The 18,930-nt window shown below is 42.2% G+C and carries 19 protein-coding genes; 4 read left to right on the top strand and 15 right to left on the bottom strand.

All coding sequences use genetic code 11. The annotated features are described in order from the left end of the window. The first annotated feature begins 9 nt into the window (after positions 1-9). Positions 10-1,614 (top strand): tetratricopeptide repeat protein, encoded by a 1,605-nt coding sequence (locus tag C1N53_RS19065; protein ID WP_137760830.1) that lies wholly within the window; start codon positions 10-12, stop codon positions 1,612-1,614. An 87-nt stretch (positions 1,615-1,701) separates the two neighbouring features. Here the strand turns inward: C1N53_RS19065 and C1N53_RS19060 are convergent, their stop codons facing one another. The 14 genes from C1N53_RS19060 to C1N53_RS18995 all read right to left on the bottom strand — a co-directional run bounded on the left by C1N53_RS19060 (position 1,702) and on the right by C1N53_RS18995 (position 15,255). Further along, positions 1,702-2,730: an RluA family pseudouridine synthase gene (locus C1N53_RS19060; RefSeq protein WP_137760829.1), complete on the bottom strand. Its 1,029-nt coding sequence runs from the start codon at positions 2,728-2,730 to the stop codon at positions 1,702-1,704. A 175-nt stretch (positions 2,731-2,905) separates the two neighbouring features. Then, positions 2,906-3,514, bottom strand: a complete 609-nt coding sequence (locus C1N53_RS19055) for an OmpH family outer membrane protein (RefSeq protein WP_240773280.1) — start codon at positions 3,512-3,514, stop codon at positions 2,906-2,908. Between the two features lie 28 nt (positions 3,515-3,542). Next, positions 3,543-4,211: an OmpH family outer membrane protein gene (locus tag C1N53_RS19050; protein WP_137760828.1), complete on the bottom strand. Its 669-nt coding sequence runs from the start codon at positions 4,209-4,211 to the stop codon at positions 3,543-3,545. Between the two features lie 38 nt (positions 4,212-4,249). After that, on the bottom strand, positions 4,250-6,730 hold the full coding sequence (gene bamA / locus C1N53_RS19045) for an outer membrane protein assembly factor BamA (protein WP_137760827.1): 2,481 nt from the start codon (positions 6,728-6,730) through the stop codon (positions 4,250-4,252). 8 nt (positions 6,731-6,738) lie between these two features. Further along, complete coding sequence (locus C1N53_RS19040) at positions 6,739-7,482, bottom strand: isoprenyl transferase (RefSeq protein ID WP_137760826.1); 744 nt, start codon at positions 7,480-7,482, stop codon at positions 6,739-6,741. 58 nt (positions 7,483-7,540) lie between these two features. Continuing rightward, the gene (locus C1N53_RS19035; RefSeq protein ID WP_137760825.1) at positions 7,541-8,323 is read right to left on the bottom strand and encodes a DUF6089 family protein; all 783 of its coding nucleotides are present in this window, start codon (positions 8,321-8,323) and stop codon (positions 7,541-7,543) included. 48 nt (positions 8,324-8,371) lie between these two features. Next, entirely contained in the window at positions 8,372-9,370 is a 999-nt protein-coding gene (locus tag C1N53_RS19030) for a DUF6089 family protein (RefSeq protein WP_137760824.1), read from the bottom strand. A 250-nt stretch (positions 9,371-9,620) separates the two neighbouring features. Next, complete coding sequence (locus C1N53_RS19025; RefSeq protein WP_137760823.1) at positions 9,621-10,508, bottom strand: NAD kinase; 888 nt, start codon at positions 10,506-10,508, stop codon at positions 9,621-9,623. A 15-nt stretch (positions 10,509-10,523) separates the two neighbouring features. Continuing rightward, entirely contained in the window at positions 10,524-11,852 is a 1,329-nt protein-coding gene (locus C1N53_RS19020; protein ID WP_240773279.1) for a POTRA domain-containing protein, read from the bottom strand. A gap of 74 nt (positions 11,853-11,926) precedes the next feature. Then, the gene (locus C1N53_RS19015; protein WP_137760822.1) at positions 11,927-12,592 is read right to left on the bottom strand and encodes a CBS domain-containing protein; all 666 of its coding nucleotides are present in this window, start codon (positions 12,590-12,592) and stop codon (positions 11,927-11,929) included. Then, positions 12,589-13,365 carry an alpha/beta fold hydrolase gene (locus tag C1N53_RS19010; protein WP_137760821.1) on the bottom strand — a complete coding sequence of 259 codons (777 nt, stop codon included), beginning with the start codon at positions 13,363-13,365 and terminating at the stop codon, positions 12,589-12,591. The genes C1N53_RS19015 and C1N53_RS19010 overlap by 4 nt, the downstream gene beginning before the upstream one ends. A gap of 48 nt (positions 13,366-13,413) precedes the next feature. Continuing rightward, positions 13,414-13,983 (bottom strand): aminodeoxychorismate/anthranilate synthase component II, encoded by a 570-nt coding sequence (locus C1N53_RS19005; RefSeq protein WP_137760820.1) that lies wholly within the window; start codon positions 13,981-13,983, stop codon positions 13,414-13,416. A gap of 183 nt (positions 13,984-14,166) precedes the next feature. Then, positions 14,167-14,685 (bottom strand): CvpA family protein, encoded by a 519-nt coding sequence (locus C1N53_RS19000; RefSeq protein ID WP_137760819.1) that lies wholly within the window; start codon positions 14,683-14,685, stop codon positions 14,167-14,169. A gap of 108 nt (positions 14,686-14,793) precedes the next feature. After that, the gene (locus C1N53_RS18995) at positions 14,794-15,255 is read right to left on the bottom strand and encodes a GatB/YqeY domain-containing protein (RefSeq protein WP_137760818.1); all 462 of its coding nucleotides are present in this window, start codon (positions 15,253-15,255) and stop codon (positions 14,794-14,796) included. Positions 15,256-15,420: 165 nt separating this feature from the next. On the opposite strand from C1N53_RS18995, the gene C1N53_RS18990 reads away from it, so the two are divergent. The 3 genes from C1N53_RS18990 to C1N53_RS18980 all read left to right on the top strand — a co-directional run bounded on the left by C1N53_RS18990 (position 15,421) and on the right by C1N53_RS18980 (position 17,787). Continuing rightward, positions 15,421-16,134, top strand: a complete 714-nt coding sequence (locus C1N53_RS18990; protein WP_137760817.1) for a pyridoxine 5'-phosphate synthase — start codon at positions 15,421-15,423, stop codon at positions 16,132-16,134. 71 nt (positions 16,135-16,205) lie between these two features. Then, the gene (locus tag C1N53_RS18985; RefSeq protein ID WP_137760816.1) at positions 16,206-16,973 is read left to right on the top strand and encodes an alpha/beta fold hydrolase; all 768 of its coding nucleotides are present in this window, start codon (positions 16,206-16,208) and stop codon (positions 16,971-16,973) included. Positions 16,974-17,070: 97 nt separating this feature from the next. Beyond that, entirely contained in the window at positions 17,071-17,787 is a 717-nt protein-coding gene (locus C1N53_RS18980; protein WP_137760815.1) for an SAM-dependent methyltransferase, read from the top strand. Between the two features lie 143 nt (positions 17,788-17,930). Here C1N53_RS18980 and C1N53_RS18975 read toward each other — a convergent pair whose 3' ends face one another. Next, positions 17,931-18,917 (bottom strand): DUF1735 domain-containing protein, encoded by a 987-nt coding sequence (locus tag C1N53_RS18975; protein WP_137760814.1) that lies wholly within the window; start codon positions 18,915-18,917, stop codon positions 17,931-17,933. Positions 18,918-18,930 lie beyond the last annotated feature (13 nt).

Here is an 18,930-nt window from a genome sequence, read left to right as displayed (position 1 = left end):
TAAAAAACGATGACAAATAACTGGAAATATGTTCTTATGATGGCAATAGCATTTCCTTCAGCAGCAGCAGTAGCTCAGACGGGAGATGCGGGAAGAAGGGCAATTGATTTAGAGCGTTACCAAGAAGCAAAAGGTATTTACAAGTCTCAGTTAAATGGTAAAAATGCAGATGAGGCATATTTCTCTTTAGGAGACGTTTATTTAAGAACTGAAAATGTAGACTCTGCTGCTTATTATTTTAATCAGGGTATAGCTAAAAACAAAAAATCTTCCATTAATATGGTAGGTTTAGGCAAAATAGCCTTGAAAAAAGGAGACAGAGCTGGCGCACTGAACCAGTTTGAGCAAGCCGTTAAAGCAAGTAAAGGTAAAGATCCATTCGTTCTGACAATGGCTGCAGAAGCTTATGTAAATGACGAAGCATCAACAGATCAGGAACTAAACAAAGCTGTTGAATATCTTGAGCAGGCAATTGCAAGAGATGCCAACAATGCCGTGGCCAACGTGATATTAGGTGATGCCAGAAGAAGGCTGAAAAATAGCGGTGGTGCTATGTCTGCTTACGACAGAGCTACACAAATAGATCCTAATTATGCAAAGGCGTATTTAAGAAGAGGCCAGGTTTATACAAACTCTAAAAACCTCGGAGAAGCTGAAACTAACTTTAAAAAAGTTTTAGAAATAGATCCAAACTACGCACCAGCTTACCGTGACTTGGGAGAGTTATACTTCTTTGCAGGTCAGTACGACAGAGCATTGTCTACATTCCAGCAATATGTTAATATGGCTGAAAAAACGCCGGAGACGCAGGCTAAATATGCTTCTTTCTTGTTCTTAACAAAAAATTACGAGCAGACACTGGCAGAAGCACAGCAAGTGCTACAAAAGCAGCCTGACAACGTAACCATGAACCGTCTGGTAGCCTATTCTTACCTGGAGCTTAAGCAACCAGAAAAAGCATTGCAGGCTATTGAAAATTATTTCAACAAGGTAGATGAAAACAGACTGGTTGCTGAAGACTATGAGTATTACGCTAAAATTTTAGGCAGAAATAAAAAAGAGCAGCAAGCTGTTGATGCCTATAAGAAAGCACTTAGCATAGAGCCTAAACCTGAACTATATTCAGAGTTAGCCAACTTGTATGTAAGCTTGGAGAAATATGATGAGGCGATTAAAACTTACGAAGAGAAACGTGAGAAAACAGAACCGCTAAATGCCGATTATTTCTACATGGGTAACATTTATATGCAGTCTGGTGACTTCAAAAAAGCTGACGAAATGTTTGCCAACGTAACAGAGGCGGCTCCAACTTATGCTTACGGACACCTTTGGAGAGCACAGGCTAATGCAAACCTGGATCCGGACAGCGAAAAAGGTTTAGCAAAACCTCATTACGAAGAGTTTATAAAAATTGCTAGTGCAGAACCTGAGAAATTTAAAACAGAGTTAGCTCAGGCAAACTACTACTTGGGAGCCTACTACTATCTGGTAGAGTCTGACAGACAAAAAGCTATTCAGCATTTCCAAGAGGTTAAAAAATTAGACCCATCTAATGCTCAAGCAACAGCTGCTCTGGCAGAGATTAATAAATCTGCTCAGAAAAAGCGTAAATAAGATAAATGAAGCTACAAAAAAGGCTGCCTTTATAAGGCAGCCTTTTTTGTTATAGCATAGATCAAGGGCTAATACAATAGCTAAATACTATCCAGCATATAGCTCCCATTTAGCCAAAACCTCTTTAAAATCAGCGGGCAGTTCGGTTTCAAACTGCATAAACTCCTTCGTTACCGGATGTATAAATCCTAAAGATTTAGCATGCAGCGCCTGCCTGGGCATTAGCTTGAAAGCATTATCTACAAAAGCCTTATAAGAACCATTTGGTGTGCCCGCTAAAATCTTATCACCCCCATATACAGCATCTGAGAACAGAGGATGCCCGATATGCTTCATATGAGCTCGTATCTGATGCGTTCTACCGGTTTCTAAGTTACACTGCACCAGCGATACATACTTAAAGCGCTGCAGCACCTTGTAGTGCGTTATAGCATGTTTACCATAATCTCCGTTAGGATACACAGACATTACTTTACGATCTTTCTGGCTCCTGCCTACATGCCCTGTAATAGTGCCTGCATCGGCTTTCGGGCTACCCCATACCAAAGCATAATAAGTTCGCTCAATAGAATGATCGAAGAACTGCTTGGCCAGGAAAGCCATGCTATACTCCGTCTTAGCTATTACCAGCAAACCGGAGGTATCTTTATCAATTCTGTGCACTAGGCCCGGGCGCCCTTCGCCGTTGCGGCTCGTTGGCAGGTTTTGTAAATGATAAACAAGCGCATTTACCAATGTGCCCGACCAATTATTGTAAGCAGGATGCACGACCATACCGGCGGGTTTGTTCACCAGTAGAAGTTCATCATCTTCGAAAAGTATATCAAGCGGAATATTCTCAGGTAAAATATCCGTATCTCGAGGAGGCTCTGCTAGTGTGATAGTGATAATATCGGAAGGTTTTACCCTATAGCTCACTTTCACAGGCTTCTGGTTTACCTGAACAGCCTCCGAACGAATGGCACTCTGTAATTTGTTTCGGGTAACATTCGGCAACCTATCCATTAAAAACTTATCAAGCCGGAGCAGCGCCTGTCCTTTATCAACTACAATACAATGGTGTTCATACAACTCATCAGACTCTTCCTCATTTTCCTGATCTACAAATTCTGTCACGTCTCTTCTATTTAACTATAACTACAAAGTTAGAAGTTTTCTAATTCCACATTGCCACAGCTGGCCTCTTAACAGTAATATAAGCTTAAAAGCTTGCCACCATATAACAGTAGCCACAAAAAAAGGAGCCGAAGTAAAAACTTCGGCTCCTTTAAGAGAATTAAAGTTCTACTACTTATTTCTTCTTAGCAGGTGTTGTTTTTACTGGAGTAGTTTTAGTAGCAGGAGCTGCTGCAGCCGGGCTTGCAGCGGCAGGCTGCTGCACTTTGCTAGGATCTACGCCTAATTTCCTAAGTACAAGAGGAGAAATATCACCATCTTCAGGGCCAGCAAGTAAAGCCTGGTTGCTCAGTACGTATGTGTAACCATTTTCTTTAGCTACGTCTTTAATAGCCTGGTCAATTTTGTTGATAACAGGATCAACTAAAGACTTCTCTTTTTGCTGTAAAGAAACCTGCGCATTACGCTGAAACTCCTGGATAGAGTTATTCATGTTCATCAACTCTTTTTCCTTGTCTTCACGGACTACTTTATCCATGGTAGCAGCAGTACTTTCGTATGCTTTAAGTTTGGTATCATATTCCTGATACTTAGCTTTTAACTGGTTCTCAAGCTGCGTACTAGTAGTTTTTAATTCAGACTCAATTTGTCTGCTTTCCGGTAATTGCATCAGGATATACTCCACATTGGTATAGCCAAATTTTGGCTGTCCGTCATTCTGTGCAAAAGATGCAAAACTGATTAATAAAAAAGCTACTACTAAGGTTTTAACTTTGTTCATCATTGGGTTGATTGATTAATAAATTCTAAGTTTAGTTATTTGACTTCTTTTTTGTTGCCGTCTTTGGTGGTTTATTTTGCTGGTTCGTCTCCTGTACTGCTGTACCTTCTGTTTCACCAACCGGCGGCAAATCATCCGGATCGTCTATCACACCACCAGCTGGTTTAGCACCTGGTGTATTCTGTCCTTCGGAAGCCAGCCCAAGCTCCTCCAGCACATATTCAGTATAATCATGAACAGGGTTAGTATAAATCATGACAATGTCACCTGATTTATCAAACATGATATCTATACGCCTCGCTTTAACTACTTTCTCTACGGCAGTAAAAACTTCGTCCTGTATAGGCTTTATCAGTTCCTGACGTCTCTTAAACATAGTGCCTTCATACCCGAAAATCTTTCGCTGGTAATCGCGCACTTCATTCTCTTTGCCTGCAATCTCCGCCTGGCGTTTCTTCTTCATCTCATCGGTCAGAAGCACCTCCTCAGCTTTATAATCCTGCTTGAGCTTCTCTACATTCTGATGCATCTTTTCGATATCCTGCTGCCATACCTCCACTTGCTTATCCATCTCCTGCTGCACCTTATTGTAAGCCGGCAGTTTACTCAAAATAAAATTTGAGTCAATATAGCCAATCTTCTGTGCTTGCGAAACAAAGGCAAGTAAAAAGCAGCTTAAAAAGAATCCAAAACGCTTCATACCAAGTTGAACAAAAAGTTTGTCTTACTAATTCCCTTTTATCGAATCTGTTGTCCGATTATAAAGTGGAACATACCTCTGTTTGCTCCAGTCTGGCCAGGTAATGTATCTAAGCGCCAACCATAATCAAATCCTAACAAGCCGAATGCCGACATAAATATACGGGCACCCAAACCAGCAGAGCGGTACAATTTAAACGGACTATACTGATTGTAAGAACCGAAGTTGTTACCTGCCTCCAGGAAGGCCAAACCATAAATAGTAGCCGCCGGATTAGGTGAAATTAAGTAACGAGGTTCTATTACAAACTTGTTGTAGGCAATACCACCGGCCTGTAAAACGGTAGCATCTGCTGTATTCACAACTCGTTCATCTTCATAACCACGTAAACCAATATACTCAGTACCTACAAATATATTACCGCCTCCTAAGCCGGAGCCACCTAGTTTAAATCGTTCGAACGGACCAACGTCAGCAGAACCATAAGATCCCAGGAAGCCAAAGTGCGCTCTTGTATTTAATACCAAATTCCCTGCCAAGTTTATAAAATAAGAGGCATCGAACATCCATTTATTATACTCTACAAACTTATAGTTATCCTGCTTCTCTGTAAACAGCGAGTATGGCGGCGTTAAACTTAAACTCAGAGAGAATGAAGAACCTCTTCTAGGGAACATTGGATTATCTAAGCTGTTACGGGCTATCGTGTTTACGAAGGATACACCATGCGAAACACCTGTATTAAAATCAGGGAAGATCGGGTAATTCTCCAGCGCATATCTGTTATAAGACAGTGAATGGCTCATCATGAAGAAGTCATCCGGCCAGTTAATGCGCCTGCTTAAGCCAATAGAACCACCATCTACATTTAAGCTCTGCTGTAGTCCGTCAGAAGCTGTAGGTATTCTTCTTACAGTTTTAAACACGCTCACAGAAAGAGCATTACGCTTACGACCTCCTAACCATGGCTCTGTAAACGACAGAGAGTATGACTGGTAGTACTTACCGTTAGCCTGCACATTCAGCGCTAGCCGCTGCCCGTCGCCACTCGGAATAGGCCTCCATTCTGATGGTTTTAAAAACTTACGTGTGGAGAAGTTATTAAGAGTAAGACCTACTGTAGCAATAGCGCCGATAGAACCACCCCAACCACCAGACAAGCTGATCTGGTCGTTCGGACGCTCGGTAACACTATAGTTAATATCCACAGTACCGTCTGCTGGATTAGGGACAGGCTGCAGACCTATCGTTTCCGGATCAAAGTATCCTAAACCGGCTAATTCGTTCCTGGTTCTGATAAGATCATCGCGGCTGTACTTTTGGCCTGGCAGTGTTCTTATCTCACGCAGGATTACGTGCTCACTTGTTTTGGTATTACCTGTAATTGTTATCTTATTAATCGTTGCCTGCGGGCCTTCAGTCACACGCATTTCCAGATCAATAGAGTCTCCTTCTATATTTACCTCTACCGGATCTATACTCGAGAACAAGTATCCATCGTTCTGATACAGAGCAGAAACATCTATACCATTCGGGTTAAAGTTTACACGTTTCTCCAGTTCTTGCCTATCATACACATCCCCTTTCTTTATACCCAGAATTCTGGTCAGGTAGCTGTCCTCGTACAGGTTGTTCCCTTTCCAGGTAATGTTGCGGTAATAATAACGGTTTCCTTCGTCTAAGGTAATGCGAATGCCTAACCGGTTTTCCCGCGTTTTGTATACCGAATCAGAAACTACAACGGCATCACGGTAGCCTTCTGAATTATAAAAGTCGATTAGTAGCTGTTTGTCGTTTTCGTATTCACTTCTCTGAAACTTAGATGAAGTGAAAATTTTATAAAATTTCTTCTCCTTTGTCTTCTTCAGCTGACGGCGTAACTTCCTGTCAGTAAAGGCCTCATTTCCTTCAAATATAATCTCATCGATCTTCACTTTATCGCCTCTGTCGACATGTATATTTAAGACAACGCTGTTAGGCAGTAAAGAGTCTGGCTTCTGAGAGATATTAATTTTAACATTCAAAAAGCTTTTCTCCAGGTAGTAATTACGAATGATGGTACGAGCTGTATTCAGAACAGACGCATCCACTGTCTTACCGCGAATAAGATTAAGCTTTTCTCTTAAGGCATCTTGCTGTGATTTACGGATACCTGAAAAAGTATAGCGCGACAAGCGGGGGTTCTCTCTAAAGTGGAAGGTAAGGAAAATCTGATTCCCCTCTATACGTGATGTATAAACCTCAACATCACCGACAATACCCTGATCCCATATTCTCTGAATAGCTCGGCTAATTTCCTCACCGGGCACAGTAATCTCATCTCCTACTTTTAAACCCGTAACAGAAATAAGGGTAGAATTATCCAGGAAATTGGTACCGGTAACATCAATCCCACCAATACGATATTGTTTAGGCTGGGAGTAATCTATGGCATTCTGTTGTGAAGGGTTATTCAGAACTTGAGACGAGGCCGTGCCTGTAATTAACAGAAACACAAGAACCCAAATGCATCTTGTCATTAATATTTTTACTTAGTTAATTGTTCACTGGTTTTACCAAAGCGACGTTCACGGCTTTGAAAAGCTATAATTGCTTCATATAAATGCTCCTTCCTGAAGTCGGGCCAGAGCAACTTTGTTATATATAACTCCGTATAGGCTAATTGCCATAACAGAAAGTTACTGATTCTTTGTTCACCGCTTGTCCTGATTAATAGTTCAGGGTCAGGCATACCTGCAGTAGAAAGGTAATCTTTGAACAGGTTTTCGTTAACATCCTGAGGTTTAACAGCACCGTCTTTTACTTCCTGGCTCAGCTTTTGAACCGCCTGCGTAATATCCCACCTTCCGCTGTAACTCAGAGCGAGTACCAGTGTCATGCGGGTATTGTCTTTCGTTATCTCCATTGCCTCCTGCAGCTCAAGCTGGCACGAAGCAGGCAGACTTGCCGTATCGCCAATGGTTAAAAGGCGAATGTTATTCTTATTTAAAGTAGAAGTTTCTTTTCTTATAGTAGAAACTAACAACTGCATCAGCGCCGAAACCTCAAAAGCAGGTCTCGACCAGTTTTCAGTGGAAAATGCGTACAGCGTCAGGTATTCTACACCTAATTCTGCAGCTGCCTCAACAGTTTCGCGCACAGCTGTAATCGCACTCTGATGCCCGAAAATGCGTAAGCCCCCCTTTTGCTTTGCCCAACGCCCATTCCCGTCCATGATAACGGCAATATGCTTGGGTAAATTGTCTAAATCAACTTTTTCCTTGAGACTCATTTATTCCAATTTCGTCGCAAGTTACAAAAAGCAAGACAAATTTGTGAATTTTAACTATTTAATCTAAAATACCTGGATTGGCTTTATAGGTAGGCGGACAATTTATTCTGTAGATTGTATAGGAAAGGCTAATGCCGTTATAAAAATACCAGTCTTTGTCATACGGATTTGCTACCCGCTTATCCTGTCCCTGGCTGTTTTCCATATGAATATTGTCTAGTCGGTCTGTAAAAAGCTTCCTGGCTCCGAACTCAAGACCTAAATTCCAGTACTTGTTCAAGGCATATTTAACTCCTACACCAAAAGGAATGGCAACTCCCAAAGAGGTACGTGCCCCCTGGTTGAAAGCTGCTGCATACACTTCGTCTCCGAACTCGGTTCTGATGTTATATACAAAACCAGCCACACCTGCAAAAAGGTAAGGTGAAAATCTTACTTTCTGAGTTAGATCATAGTAGTCTAAGAAGTTATACTCCACTACTCCCGATATTTCGCCTACGGTAAGGCGCATGTTAGCCTGGCGGAAGTTCGGCAAGGGCAGATCAAAATCGTCGTCACCCATAGTATTATTATTTAAAATCCGATGGCTACCCATTATAGCCCCACGTAACGTAATAGGATGCGATAGATCGTGCCTGTAGAAGACGGTTAAAGCTGGCTGGTTGCTTAAAAAGCGATAATGAGGCGCAAGATCACCCTGGTAGTTCAACCCTCCAAGGCCCACACCTATTTCGCTTGTAGCAAGAGGTTTTTGTGCTACAGCTGGTTCAGAAAAGAAAATATTGATCAGTAAAAATAAAAAGCAAGCAGTAAGTGCCAGTCTAAAACTGAAGATTGTCATGTACACGTTTCAAAGTTTAGATGGATAACGAACAAAAGCTATATTCTGTTATCTAAACTTCGGCTTTCTTCTGGTTTTAGGAGAGATAATATAATTAACCCCTAAACCAGCAATAATGTACCAATCTTTATCCGAAGCATTTCCCCGTCTGTACCGGTTAGGTATGCCATAACCAGTTATATGATTATAAGCCGTACCACTTGGGTCTTGCTCATACTCTACTAACCCTTCGGCACTTCGGTCGGATAATAAGGCCGCTGCCTTGGGGTTAAGGCCGCCTCCGCTCAATAAATCTGCTTTGCTGATATACGAATCGGAGCTTACATCATCTAAGTAGTCAGTAAAAGTTTTTCTCCAGCCAATTTCGAACTTCAGGTCCCACTGGCGGTCCAGTTTATAACGTAAACCCAAACCAAAAGGAATTGCAACCTGCACAAGGCTATAGGGTGCCGACATGCCCACTCCCTCTACATACTGGCCTTCGGTACCAAGAGGCTGCAAGGCATACCAGCCTGTTGGAATATCATTGGCCTCTGATAAGCCGGGATGGGAACCACTTTCATAATAGGTTTTAGGATTGTGATGAAACACTGCTATTCCCACAAAACCGTATGGCACAAAATCCGGCCGGCGCTGGTAGTTAAAGCGGTTCTCAAATAAGTCGATAATTGCAACCGCACTAAACTCGGCTATATTACTCTTGAAAGACAGATTGCGCGTATACCGTGGCTCATTTTCAATTTCTGCTTCCGAGGCACTTTTCTTATCGTCTCCTGTTATAGTACCCCAGCTAAAGGCGGCACGGCCAGAAATACGAGGAGCAAATCTGTAGGTATAATCTAAGGTGAAGTTCGACCGTGTAGACTTAGATCGAAAACTTGTAAAATCAGGATCAGGTACAATATCGCCAAAGTAGTTCATCGCGTTCATACTGAACCCAACAGTTCCGTATTTGCTTCTACTCGAGAAGCGGGGTTGCGCTTCGGCGAGGGTGTTTACTAGAATAAATAAGACAAGCAGCAAAAGGAGAGCTCGAATATTCTTCATGGCACTAAAAATATGGCAATAATAAGTAATAAGACATGTTTTCTTACTAAATCAAGTCTGCTTAAAGAGAATTTATTAGCTTCTATTATATTTAGAGTATGTTATAATTATAGCTTTAAGCCAAAACTGCCTACTAATGATGCCTTATTACCTTAAAATAGGAAGTGGTACTTTAACTAACACTAAATCAGAGACAAAAATACACTAATATTTGTACCAAAAAATACTAGATCAGATATTTGATATCTTTTTATTTTATAATACTATTCCTTTTATCCAATCCCCAATTCAGCTTATTTCGGAGGGTAGATAAGAAATTTACATGATGCAGCTTTACCAGTCGTGCAACAAACTCCTCCCGTCTTACAGCAAGCTGCACTGTCATATCAACAGATACCGACCTGGAGTCTACGGATGCCAGGTAGCTACTGCTTCTTCCTTCTACTTCGAAAGATATAACGCTCCTGTCTGATACGATCATAGGCCTTACATTAAGATTGTGCGGACAAACAGGCGAAACAACAAAATTACCTGTTTGGGGCAGTACTAAAGGACCTCCGCAGCTTAAGGAATAGCCGGTAGAACCGGTAGGAGTAGCTACAACCAGCCCGTCTCCCCAGTAAGAATTCAGGTATTCTCCATCTATGTAGGTATGCACTGCTATCATGGCAGAAGTATCGCGCTTCAGCACACTGAATTCGTTTAACCCAAAATTAATTCCTTCAAAAATATCCTGATCTGAATCAACCCTTATAAGTGCGCGGTCATCCAGGGTATAATGCCCTTTGTACAAAGCATCGAGGGCCATGTTTATGCCATCGTAGGGTATAGTGGCCAGAAAGCCCAGCCTGCCTGTATTAATTCCTAATATAGGAATTTGCCTAGCACCCACATACGTAACAGTATCTAACAAAGTGCCATCTCCTCCTATACTAAGCACAATGTCAACATCTGTTAAATCATCGTTTCGTTTAAACGACTTTACATCTGCTGAGATCCGAATAGTATTGTCGAGGTAAATCTTAAAATGCTCAACTACAAGTAAATCAGCTCTCCGACGCACCAGTTCATCAAACAGGGTTTGAATGTAGGGAGCAAGATCATCGTTGAAAGGTTTACCCAGTATAGCTATTCTCATCTGTTTATTTTAGCATTAAAAAGCGAAGCCGCCATCAATATACAATCCACGGTTGCCTTCGCGGTTTATGGCATATTCAAACCTAAATACAAAGTCATAAAATGTAACAATGTTTAACCCGACACCTCCTCCATATAACAAGCGGTTTGCCAGCGGATTTTGCGCGTAAAACACATTATCTACAGCATAGCCTGCATCTGTGAAAGTAGTAAAATATACTGACAATGGTATGTTATTAAATTTCGGGTTTTTTATTTGTTTGATTCTGATGCTCTTAATATTGAGCAGTTCGTACGACAGCGTTTGTTTAAAAATGCCATAGTGTTGCCCGCCAATCACATTTAATTCATATCCACGTATGTTTGCCCTGAAACCTATTGCCTGGTTATCAGCATAAGCATATTCTTTCGACAGCCTTACCTGGCCCTCTCCTCCTACAGAATAATAGAACTTATCAGATAGCTTCATATAATCCACATATTTTGCTCTTATCGTAGTTATAGGAGTGCCTGAATCTTTAAAGAAGAAAGTTTGCCCGATAATAGCTTCAAAATAGCTTCCGCCTAAAGGATATGAAAAAGATTCCCTTAAGTTGATTACCTTGTATAGCTCGAACTGGGCCGCCTGCCGCTGAATGGAAGAGTTCAGGTAGTAATCAGGGTTTAGCCGCCTTACGGTATCAAGCACCTGCTCCTGCCTGTAAGACACCCTTGCCCCCGCCTGCCTTTGCACACTTTCGCGTTGAATAACACCAAGAGAAACTGAGTTACGCCGGATTGGCCGATCCTCATCCAGGATAAGAAAGCGTTGCTGGTTGCTGGTTGTGTTAAAATCGATTGCATGGCTACTATAGTTAGCTACACCAAACTCCAGCCCCAGGTTATGATTCCGGTTTATGTAAGGTATTCGGTAGGCAAACTCAATCCTCCGGCTAAAGCCGCCCTGTACCCTGAAGCGGATGTCTTCGTTCCTGCCCCTGAAGTTTCTTCTTTGCAAGGTAATGCCATAGTTCACCCTGCTCCAGTCGCCTCTGTCCCACCAGGCATTGAAGTTGCGGTCTGCCAATGAGAAGGTAGGAACAGGATAAAGATACCAGCGTTCCTGTATCGTAAAAGCAACAGAAGCAAATCCATTGTCACAGCTGTATGCATAGCTAACCGTGTGGAACAGGCGCAGGTTGTAAAGCCTCTTGCGGTTTTCCTCCAGCCGCTGTTCTAGGGTTTCGCTTGCCAGGGTATCTCCCACATTAAAGTCCAGCTCCACCATAAGCACGCGCTCCCTGGTAATGTCGTTCCCTTCAAAATCTATATTTTGAATAATAACAGAAGGCACTTCGCATGGCAAAGCGACAGCTGCTGAAGCAGCAACAACACAAGCAAAAAAAAGAAGAAGGCTATACCGGAACAGCACCAGCTTGCTTAAATATCGAGGTACTTAAATAACATATCCAGCCTGTCACGCCCCACATCGTAATTGTTGCCATCCTGAAACTGCGCAGTAATTCTATATTCGAAGCGCTCCAGAGTGGCAATAATGCGTGTCAGGTCGGTTGAGTTAAGCTTTAATGTTAGTTTTATATTGTAGGGGTCCAGCTCATCCGGAGAAACATAGGCGCTCAGAATCTTGGTGTTCTCCTCTTCAATTAAACGGCTGATATGACTTAAAGAGTAGTCGCGTTCGCTCATTGAGAGCACCAGGATGCTTCCCTGCCCCTGTAGAGCAGACATCTGGCCAAATGCAGCCAGCGTATCGTTGATAGTAATAATGCCCATGTACTCCTGCATCTCATCAAGCACGGGCACTACCTGAATTTTATTCTTAATAGCCGCCTCCATTACATCGTAAAAATGCTGGAAGTGCATCACCGTCACATCGCTAAACTCCAGCTGCACATCCTTTAGTGTCTGGCTGCGATCATTCAACTCAATCAGGTGGGACTCAGTAGCAAGTCCCATATATTTCCTGTTTCCAACAACAGGTAGCTCATTTACACGGAACTCATCCATCCACCGCAAAGCTTTCTCAACGGTATCGTAGAGCTTGAGCGGCGGGATCATTTGGTTGATGAGTTCTTCTGCTATCATGTTGCTGTCTCCGTTATACTATTCTTTACTAAAAATCTATTTAAGATACTGTTAAACTTCTCCGGATGTTCCATCATAGGAGCATGACCACATTTATCGATGAAATAAAGCTCCGAATTTTTAATGAGCCTGTTAAACTCATGTGCCACCATTGGTGGTGTAATAGTATCATTCAACCCCCATATTAACAAGGTAGGAACCTGAATGTTTGTAATGTCTTTGGCCATGTTATGGCGCTGTGCCGACTTGGCAATGGCAATTATCCGAAGGCATTTGGCATTGCTGTTCGTTATGTTAAACACTTCATCTACCAGCTCTTTTGTTGCTGTTTCAGGGCTATAGAAAGTATATTCAACACGTTCTTTTATGTAGTCGTAGTTGCCTCGCTTCGGAAAAGAACCACCCATACTATCTTCGAACAAGCCGGAGCTTCCTGTTAATACCAGCCGTTTTACATTGCCGCCATTGTTAAGTGTATAAGATAGCGCCACGTGTCCACCAAGAGAATTCCCTAGCAGCGTTAGGTTCTGCAACTTCTTAAATTTAACAAAGTCTTCTACAAAAGACGTTAAACCCGGCACACCGGCTTTGTGAAGCGACATTTCATAAATAGGCATCAGAGGTATTACAACGCGGTACTGCTTCGAAAAGAAATCGACTACTCCCTGCCAGTTACTTAAAGCTCCGAACAAGCCGTGTAACAAAAGCAAAACTTCACCCTCACCCTCATCAATATACTGGAAATCGCCTTCTTGTCTGATTTGTAGATTCATGTATGAAAACTATGTAAAACTAACGTGTAATAAAAGTGTCCTATTATTTTAATCTGTAAAATTAGCAATTGTCACCCAATTTCGCAGCATATCCAGGCCATAAGTCGTAAGTGCGGCCTCCGGATGAAACTGCAAAGCATATAATGGAAGCTCCTGATGCTTAAACGCCATAAGTTCACCTTCTTTTGTATGTGCCAACGGTATTATACAATCAGGTAGTTCCTTCAAAATTAAAGAATGGTAACGCACCACAGGCATGTTCTTTGGCAAACCTTCATAAATCGGATCGGGTTCACAGGTAATATCAGACAATTTGCCATGCATCGGCTTTATTCCTTTATCCAATGTAGCACCAAAAAACTCCCCAAGCGCCTGATGCCCCAGGCAGATTCCCAGCATAGGTACCTGCTTGTGGTAGTGTTTTATTAACTCCATCATACAACCTGCCTGTACAGGCGCTCCCGGTCCTGGCGACAATACGATGGCCCTGATCGGCAACGCCTTTATTTCTTCCAGTCCTACATCGTTTCGTAATACGTGCGCCTCTACCCCAAGCTGCCCAAAATAGTCAACAAGGTTATAGGTAAAAGAATCAAAATTATCTAACAGGAGAAGCATGAGGAGAATGTGCCAATTCTTTAATGTGTTATTGTGCTAATTAAAAATAATTTTGAAATATTATCATCCTTATGATTGAAGCAGCTATAGCTTAACAGATCTAATAGTAATAATATTTCTTATAAAAGAGTGAGCCTTAAATTTAAAGAAATTAACACATCAGCACACTCACCCATTAACACATTAAAACTGTTTCTTAAACGACTCGAACAGCGATTTTACAAACGGGAGTACGTAGCCAAGCAAGTTGAGCGCATAAGGCGTGGTTTTTAGAACGACAGGATAAATAACAGAGCCTGCGGCTGTTTCTTCTGTTATCGTGATGCCTGCCATGTCTGCTACATAGAGCAGAAGGCTCAGGCCAATGCACCACTTCAGAGCACCTAAAATGCCGCCTAACAGATTATCAAAAAAGCCAAAGGGCGTAAAATCCAATACTTTTTTAAGTAGGAGGCCCAGTACACGCACTCCGAGCACAATGCCTATAAAAACAATCAGGAAGGTTATAAAGGGGAGCAAAACACCCGCGTCGCCCACAAATCCTCGTATAACAGGTAAAGCAGTATCGAGCAGCTTTATCCCCATCAGCAGGGCAAACACCAGGGCAAAAAGAGAGATCAGTTCCAGCAGCAATCCTTTGCGGAAGCCCTGAAAGGCACCATATAGTATAGGCAGCGCTAAAAAAATATCGAATGTACTCAAGCTATAAACATTAAGGCAGTAGCAGGACCAATGCTCCCACTACTGCCTTCAAAGATAACTAAAACTTATACAGACACTCTATAAGAACGACTGCATTAAGCTATTTTTTTAGAAATCAGTATTATTAAGAAGTGCTCCCACAGCATTGGAAATGGCTCTCCCGTCAGCCTGACCGGCTAGTTCCTTAGAGGCTACCCCCATCACTTTACCCATGTCGGATGGTCCTGTAGCTCCCACACGCTGAATTATATCCAATAATCGGGCACGCAGATCGCCTTCATCCAGCTGCTTGGGCAGGTATTCTTCTATTACTGCAAGTTCTGTTAACTCAACCTCCTCCAGGTCAGGTCTGTTTTGTTTAGCATATACCTCCGCTGATTCACGGCGCTGCTTGGCTGCTTTTGTGAGTAACTTCAGCTCTGTGTCGGGCGACAATCCTTCACCTCCACCCTTTTCAGTTTCTGCCAGCAATATCTGAGATTTTATGCCTCTTAACGCCTGCAAACGGGCTTTGTCTTTCGCCAGCATAGCTTGTTTTATATCAGCCTCTACTTTTTGTTTTAAACTCATAGTTTCTTGTTGATTAATACTTAAGAACAGGCATTACCATGCTGCCTGTGCATTATACGATAATTGGCTTTCGCCATAGGTTATCATCTTATTTAAAATTCTACTAATTTAGTCATCGGATTTTAAATTTACTCAGAGCTTAATAAAAGCTCCCTAAACAGTACCATGACTAAACTGAGTGTAAATATAAACAAAATAGCTACGCTACGGAATGCCCGTGGAGGCAACAGGCCGAATGTTGTACAGGCCGCCAAAGATTGCGAACGCTTCGGAGCCCAGGGTATAACCGTACACCCAAGACCTGATGAACGCCACATACGTTACCAGGATGTACACGACTTAAAAGAAGTTGTTACCACTGAATTTAACATTGAGGGCAATCCAACACCTGAATTTCTGAAACTTGTGAAAGAGGTAAAGCCGCACCAGGTCACGCTGGTTCCCGATGCTCCGGATGCTATTACCTCTAATGCCGGCTGGGATACCATCCGCTTTAAAGAGTATTTAACAGACGTAATTGCAGATTTGAGGGAGAGCGGTATCCGAACATCTATTTTTGTAGACCCTGTAGAAGAGATGATAGAAGGTGCTGCCCTGGTAAAGACAGACCGAGTAGAGCTGTACACAGAATCGTATGCCACCGGCTATCACAGCAACCGGGAAACGGCCATTGCGCCTTATGTTAAGGCTGCCCTTTTGGCAAAGCAGCTAGGGCTTGGACTTAACGCCGGTCACGATCTGGACCTTGACAACCTCAGGTACCTCAAAGACAATTTAGCTGGTTTGGATGAGGTAAGTATTGGCCATGCCCTTGTTTGTGATGCGCTCTATCTTGGCCTGGAAAACACTATTCAACAGTACCTGCATCAGCTAAAGTAGCCTGTGGGTAAGAGCAAAGGCAACTCTGCTGTATACTTTCAGGTAGTATAAGAAAGCTAACTGACTTTAATATGAAGCTACACTACAAAGAAATGGGCCATGGCAAACCACTGCTGATCCTGCATGGCTTATTTGGCACATTAGATAATTGGCAAACCCTGGCGAAGCGACTTGCCGAAAATTATAATGTGTTCTTGGTCGATCTGCGCAACCATGGCCGGTCGCCGCATTCGGATGTGCATAATTACGACGCAATGGCTGCCGATGTGCTGGAACTGATAGATGACCTCCAGATTTCGACTCCTGCCATTATGGGGCATTCTATGGGTGGAAAAGCAGCGATGCACTTTGCTCTTACATATCCCACACGCCTGACAAAGCTTATTGTGGTTGATATTGCCCCTAAAGCCTATCCTCCTCATCACGACGAGATACTGGACGCTTTAAAATCTGTTGACATTGCTACTGTAACAAGCCGCAATGAAGTGGACGAGCAACTGGCAAAATATATTCCACAGCCAGATGTGCGTTTGTTCCTGATGAAGAACCTTTACAGAAAAGAAGAAGGAGGCTTTGGCTGGCGCATGAACCTGGAAGCGCTCGACAAGAATTACGACAACGTAAGTGCAGCTATTACTTCCGATATTCCTTTTAAGAAAGACACTCTTTTTATCAAAGGAGGACGGTCAGGATATATTAAACAGGATGATATTTTTGGATCTATTCCACATCTGTTCACGCAGGTAGAGGTAGAAACTATACCTGAGGCCGGACATTGGGTACACGCACAGGCTCCCGATCAAGTATATGATCTGGTAACAACATTTTTGGAAGGGTAGTCCATCATTTTTATAAATTTATAAAAAGCCGCAGCAGTACTTCTGTTCTGCGGCTTTTTTATTTCTGGCACCACCATATTGTTTATACTTTTGTACCATGAAAAAAACAGGCAGCTTATACTTGATACCTACCATCCTGGCAGAAGGCACCGCCGATGCAGTTATATCACCACAGGTAAAAGAAACGGTAGCAAACCTAACTTACTTTATTGTGGAGAACGTACGCACCGCCCGCCGCTATGTAAAAAGTATTTGCCCTGCACTTGTCATTGAAAACCTGAATTTTGTGCAGATCGATAAAGATGCTACTCCCGCGCAAGTTCAGGCTTCTCTTAAGCCCCTCCTTGAAAAAGGAGTTGATGCCGGTGTAATCTCTGAAGCCGGCTGCCCTGGCATAGCTGATCCTGGGGCTGAAGTAGTAAAGTATGCACACCAGAAGAACATCAAGGTGATACCCTTTGCCGGGCCTTCTGCCATATTTATGAGTTTAATGGGGAGCGGCTTTAACGGCCAGCAGTTTGCCTTTCATGGGTATTTGCCCATTGAGCGCGGGCCTCGTTTGCAGGCTCTCCGCCAACTTGAGAAGGAGATGCAGCAGCGCAACCAAACACAGATTTTCATGGAAACTCCTTATCGGAACAATAAACTTCTGGAAGACTTGGTGCAGACGCTCAGCAGCAACACGCGCCTCTGTATTGCCGCCAATATTACCTCTCCCGAACATGAGCTAATACAAACAAAAACTATAGCCGATTGGAAGAAAGGCCTGCCAGATATACATAAGCAGCCTACAGTGTTTTTAATTTATGCGTGAGGGGGAGTAGAAACAACATCTTAATACTTTGTTTTCCCATTAATTCATATTTCCCAAATTAGATATCAACCTATTGTAGGACAAGACAATTTTTAACAAAAAAGGCTGCCAAATAGGCAGCCTTTTTTGTTAAAAATAAACTACTATCTAGCCCCTTTATAATTAAAGGTTACTCGAATTTTTAGAGGTTCAAAATTTGTTGTTGCTGTTGTTTGCGTCATTATAAATGACGCATAAACTGTATGTGTCTCAGGGTCGAAATAATTTGGTCCAGTTGGATCAATTTGAAAAGCTCTTCCATTAGCTGGATTTACCGTTGTATTAACCACTGATGTTATCTCATTTGTTTCCATATCAAACGTAAACCGTGGACTCGCTGATCCAAAACCACTCCAGCCTCCAGTATTAGTTTGTATTGGAAGAATATATGTCCCAAAACCCCATGCATCAAATAAGTCAACTGTATTTTCACCCGTTGTAACTAAGTATACATCTCCAGGCCAAGTCCACTCAGTACCAGTTGCATTTACTGTTGGCCTATCTGATGCAGTCATACTTGCAGTCATGCTATAAATACCATCATATCTGTTAGCTATAGCAAGAACTGTAACTACTTCTTCTCCACCAGTTGTTATTGGTAAACCATTAGCATCTTGAATCCTGAAAGCAACTCCATACTTTTGAGTTAAGTCTTCCCATCGCTGACCATTAAGCATAATGGTTAATTCTTCTGAGAACTTGCCAGGCGCTAATGTTACAGTATAACCTCCGTTACCGTTTGAAGTAAACGCTGAATTGGCTAAGGTGAAAAACTCAGCAGGAAGAGGTTCAACAGCCTCTTCATTATCCTCATTATACTGCTCTATCAGCTCAGGTGCAGGAACTAAAGTTACCGTTACAGTTGAATTTAATGACAAAGTTGAATTAGCATCTCGCCTTATACTTAATAGATCAATTTTTTTTGAATCTTCAAAGGGTTGAAAGAACATTATGTTCTCTGGTGCCTCTAGTAATTTTATATATGTTCTTCCTCTATCTTCTAATTCTTCTACTTCATTATCAATACATGATGTAAAGAGAACTGTAAAAGTTAGGCTGAACAGAAGAAACCCTAAAATTTTCCGTTTCATTTTTTTATTTTTA

This window comes from Pontibacter sp. SGAir0037, from assembly GCF_005491705.1.
Taxonomy (GTDB): Bacteria; Bacteroidota; Bacteroidia; order Cytophagales; family Hymenobacteraceae; genus Pontibacter.
Note: the sequence above shows the minus strand (reverse complement) of the source record. Positions and strands in the feature narration are given on the sequence as shown.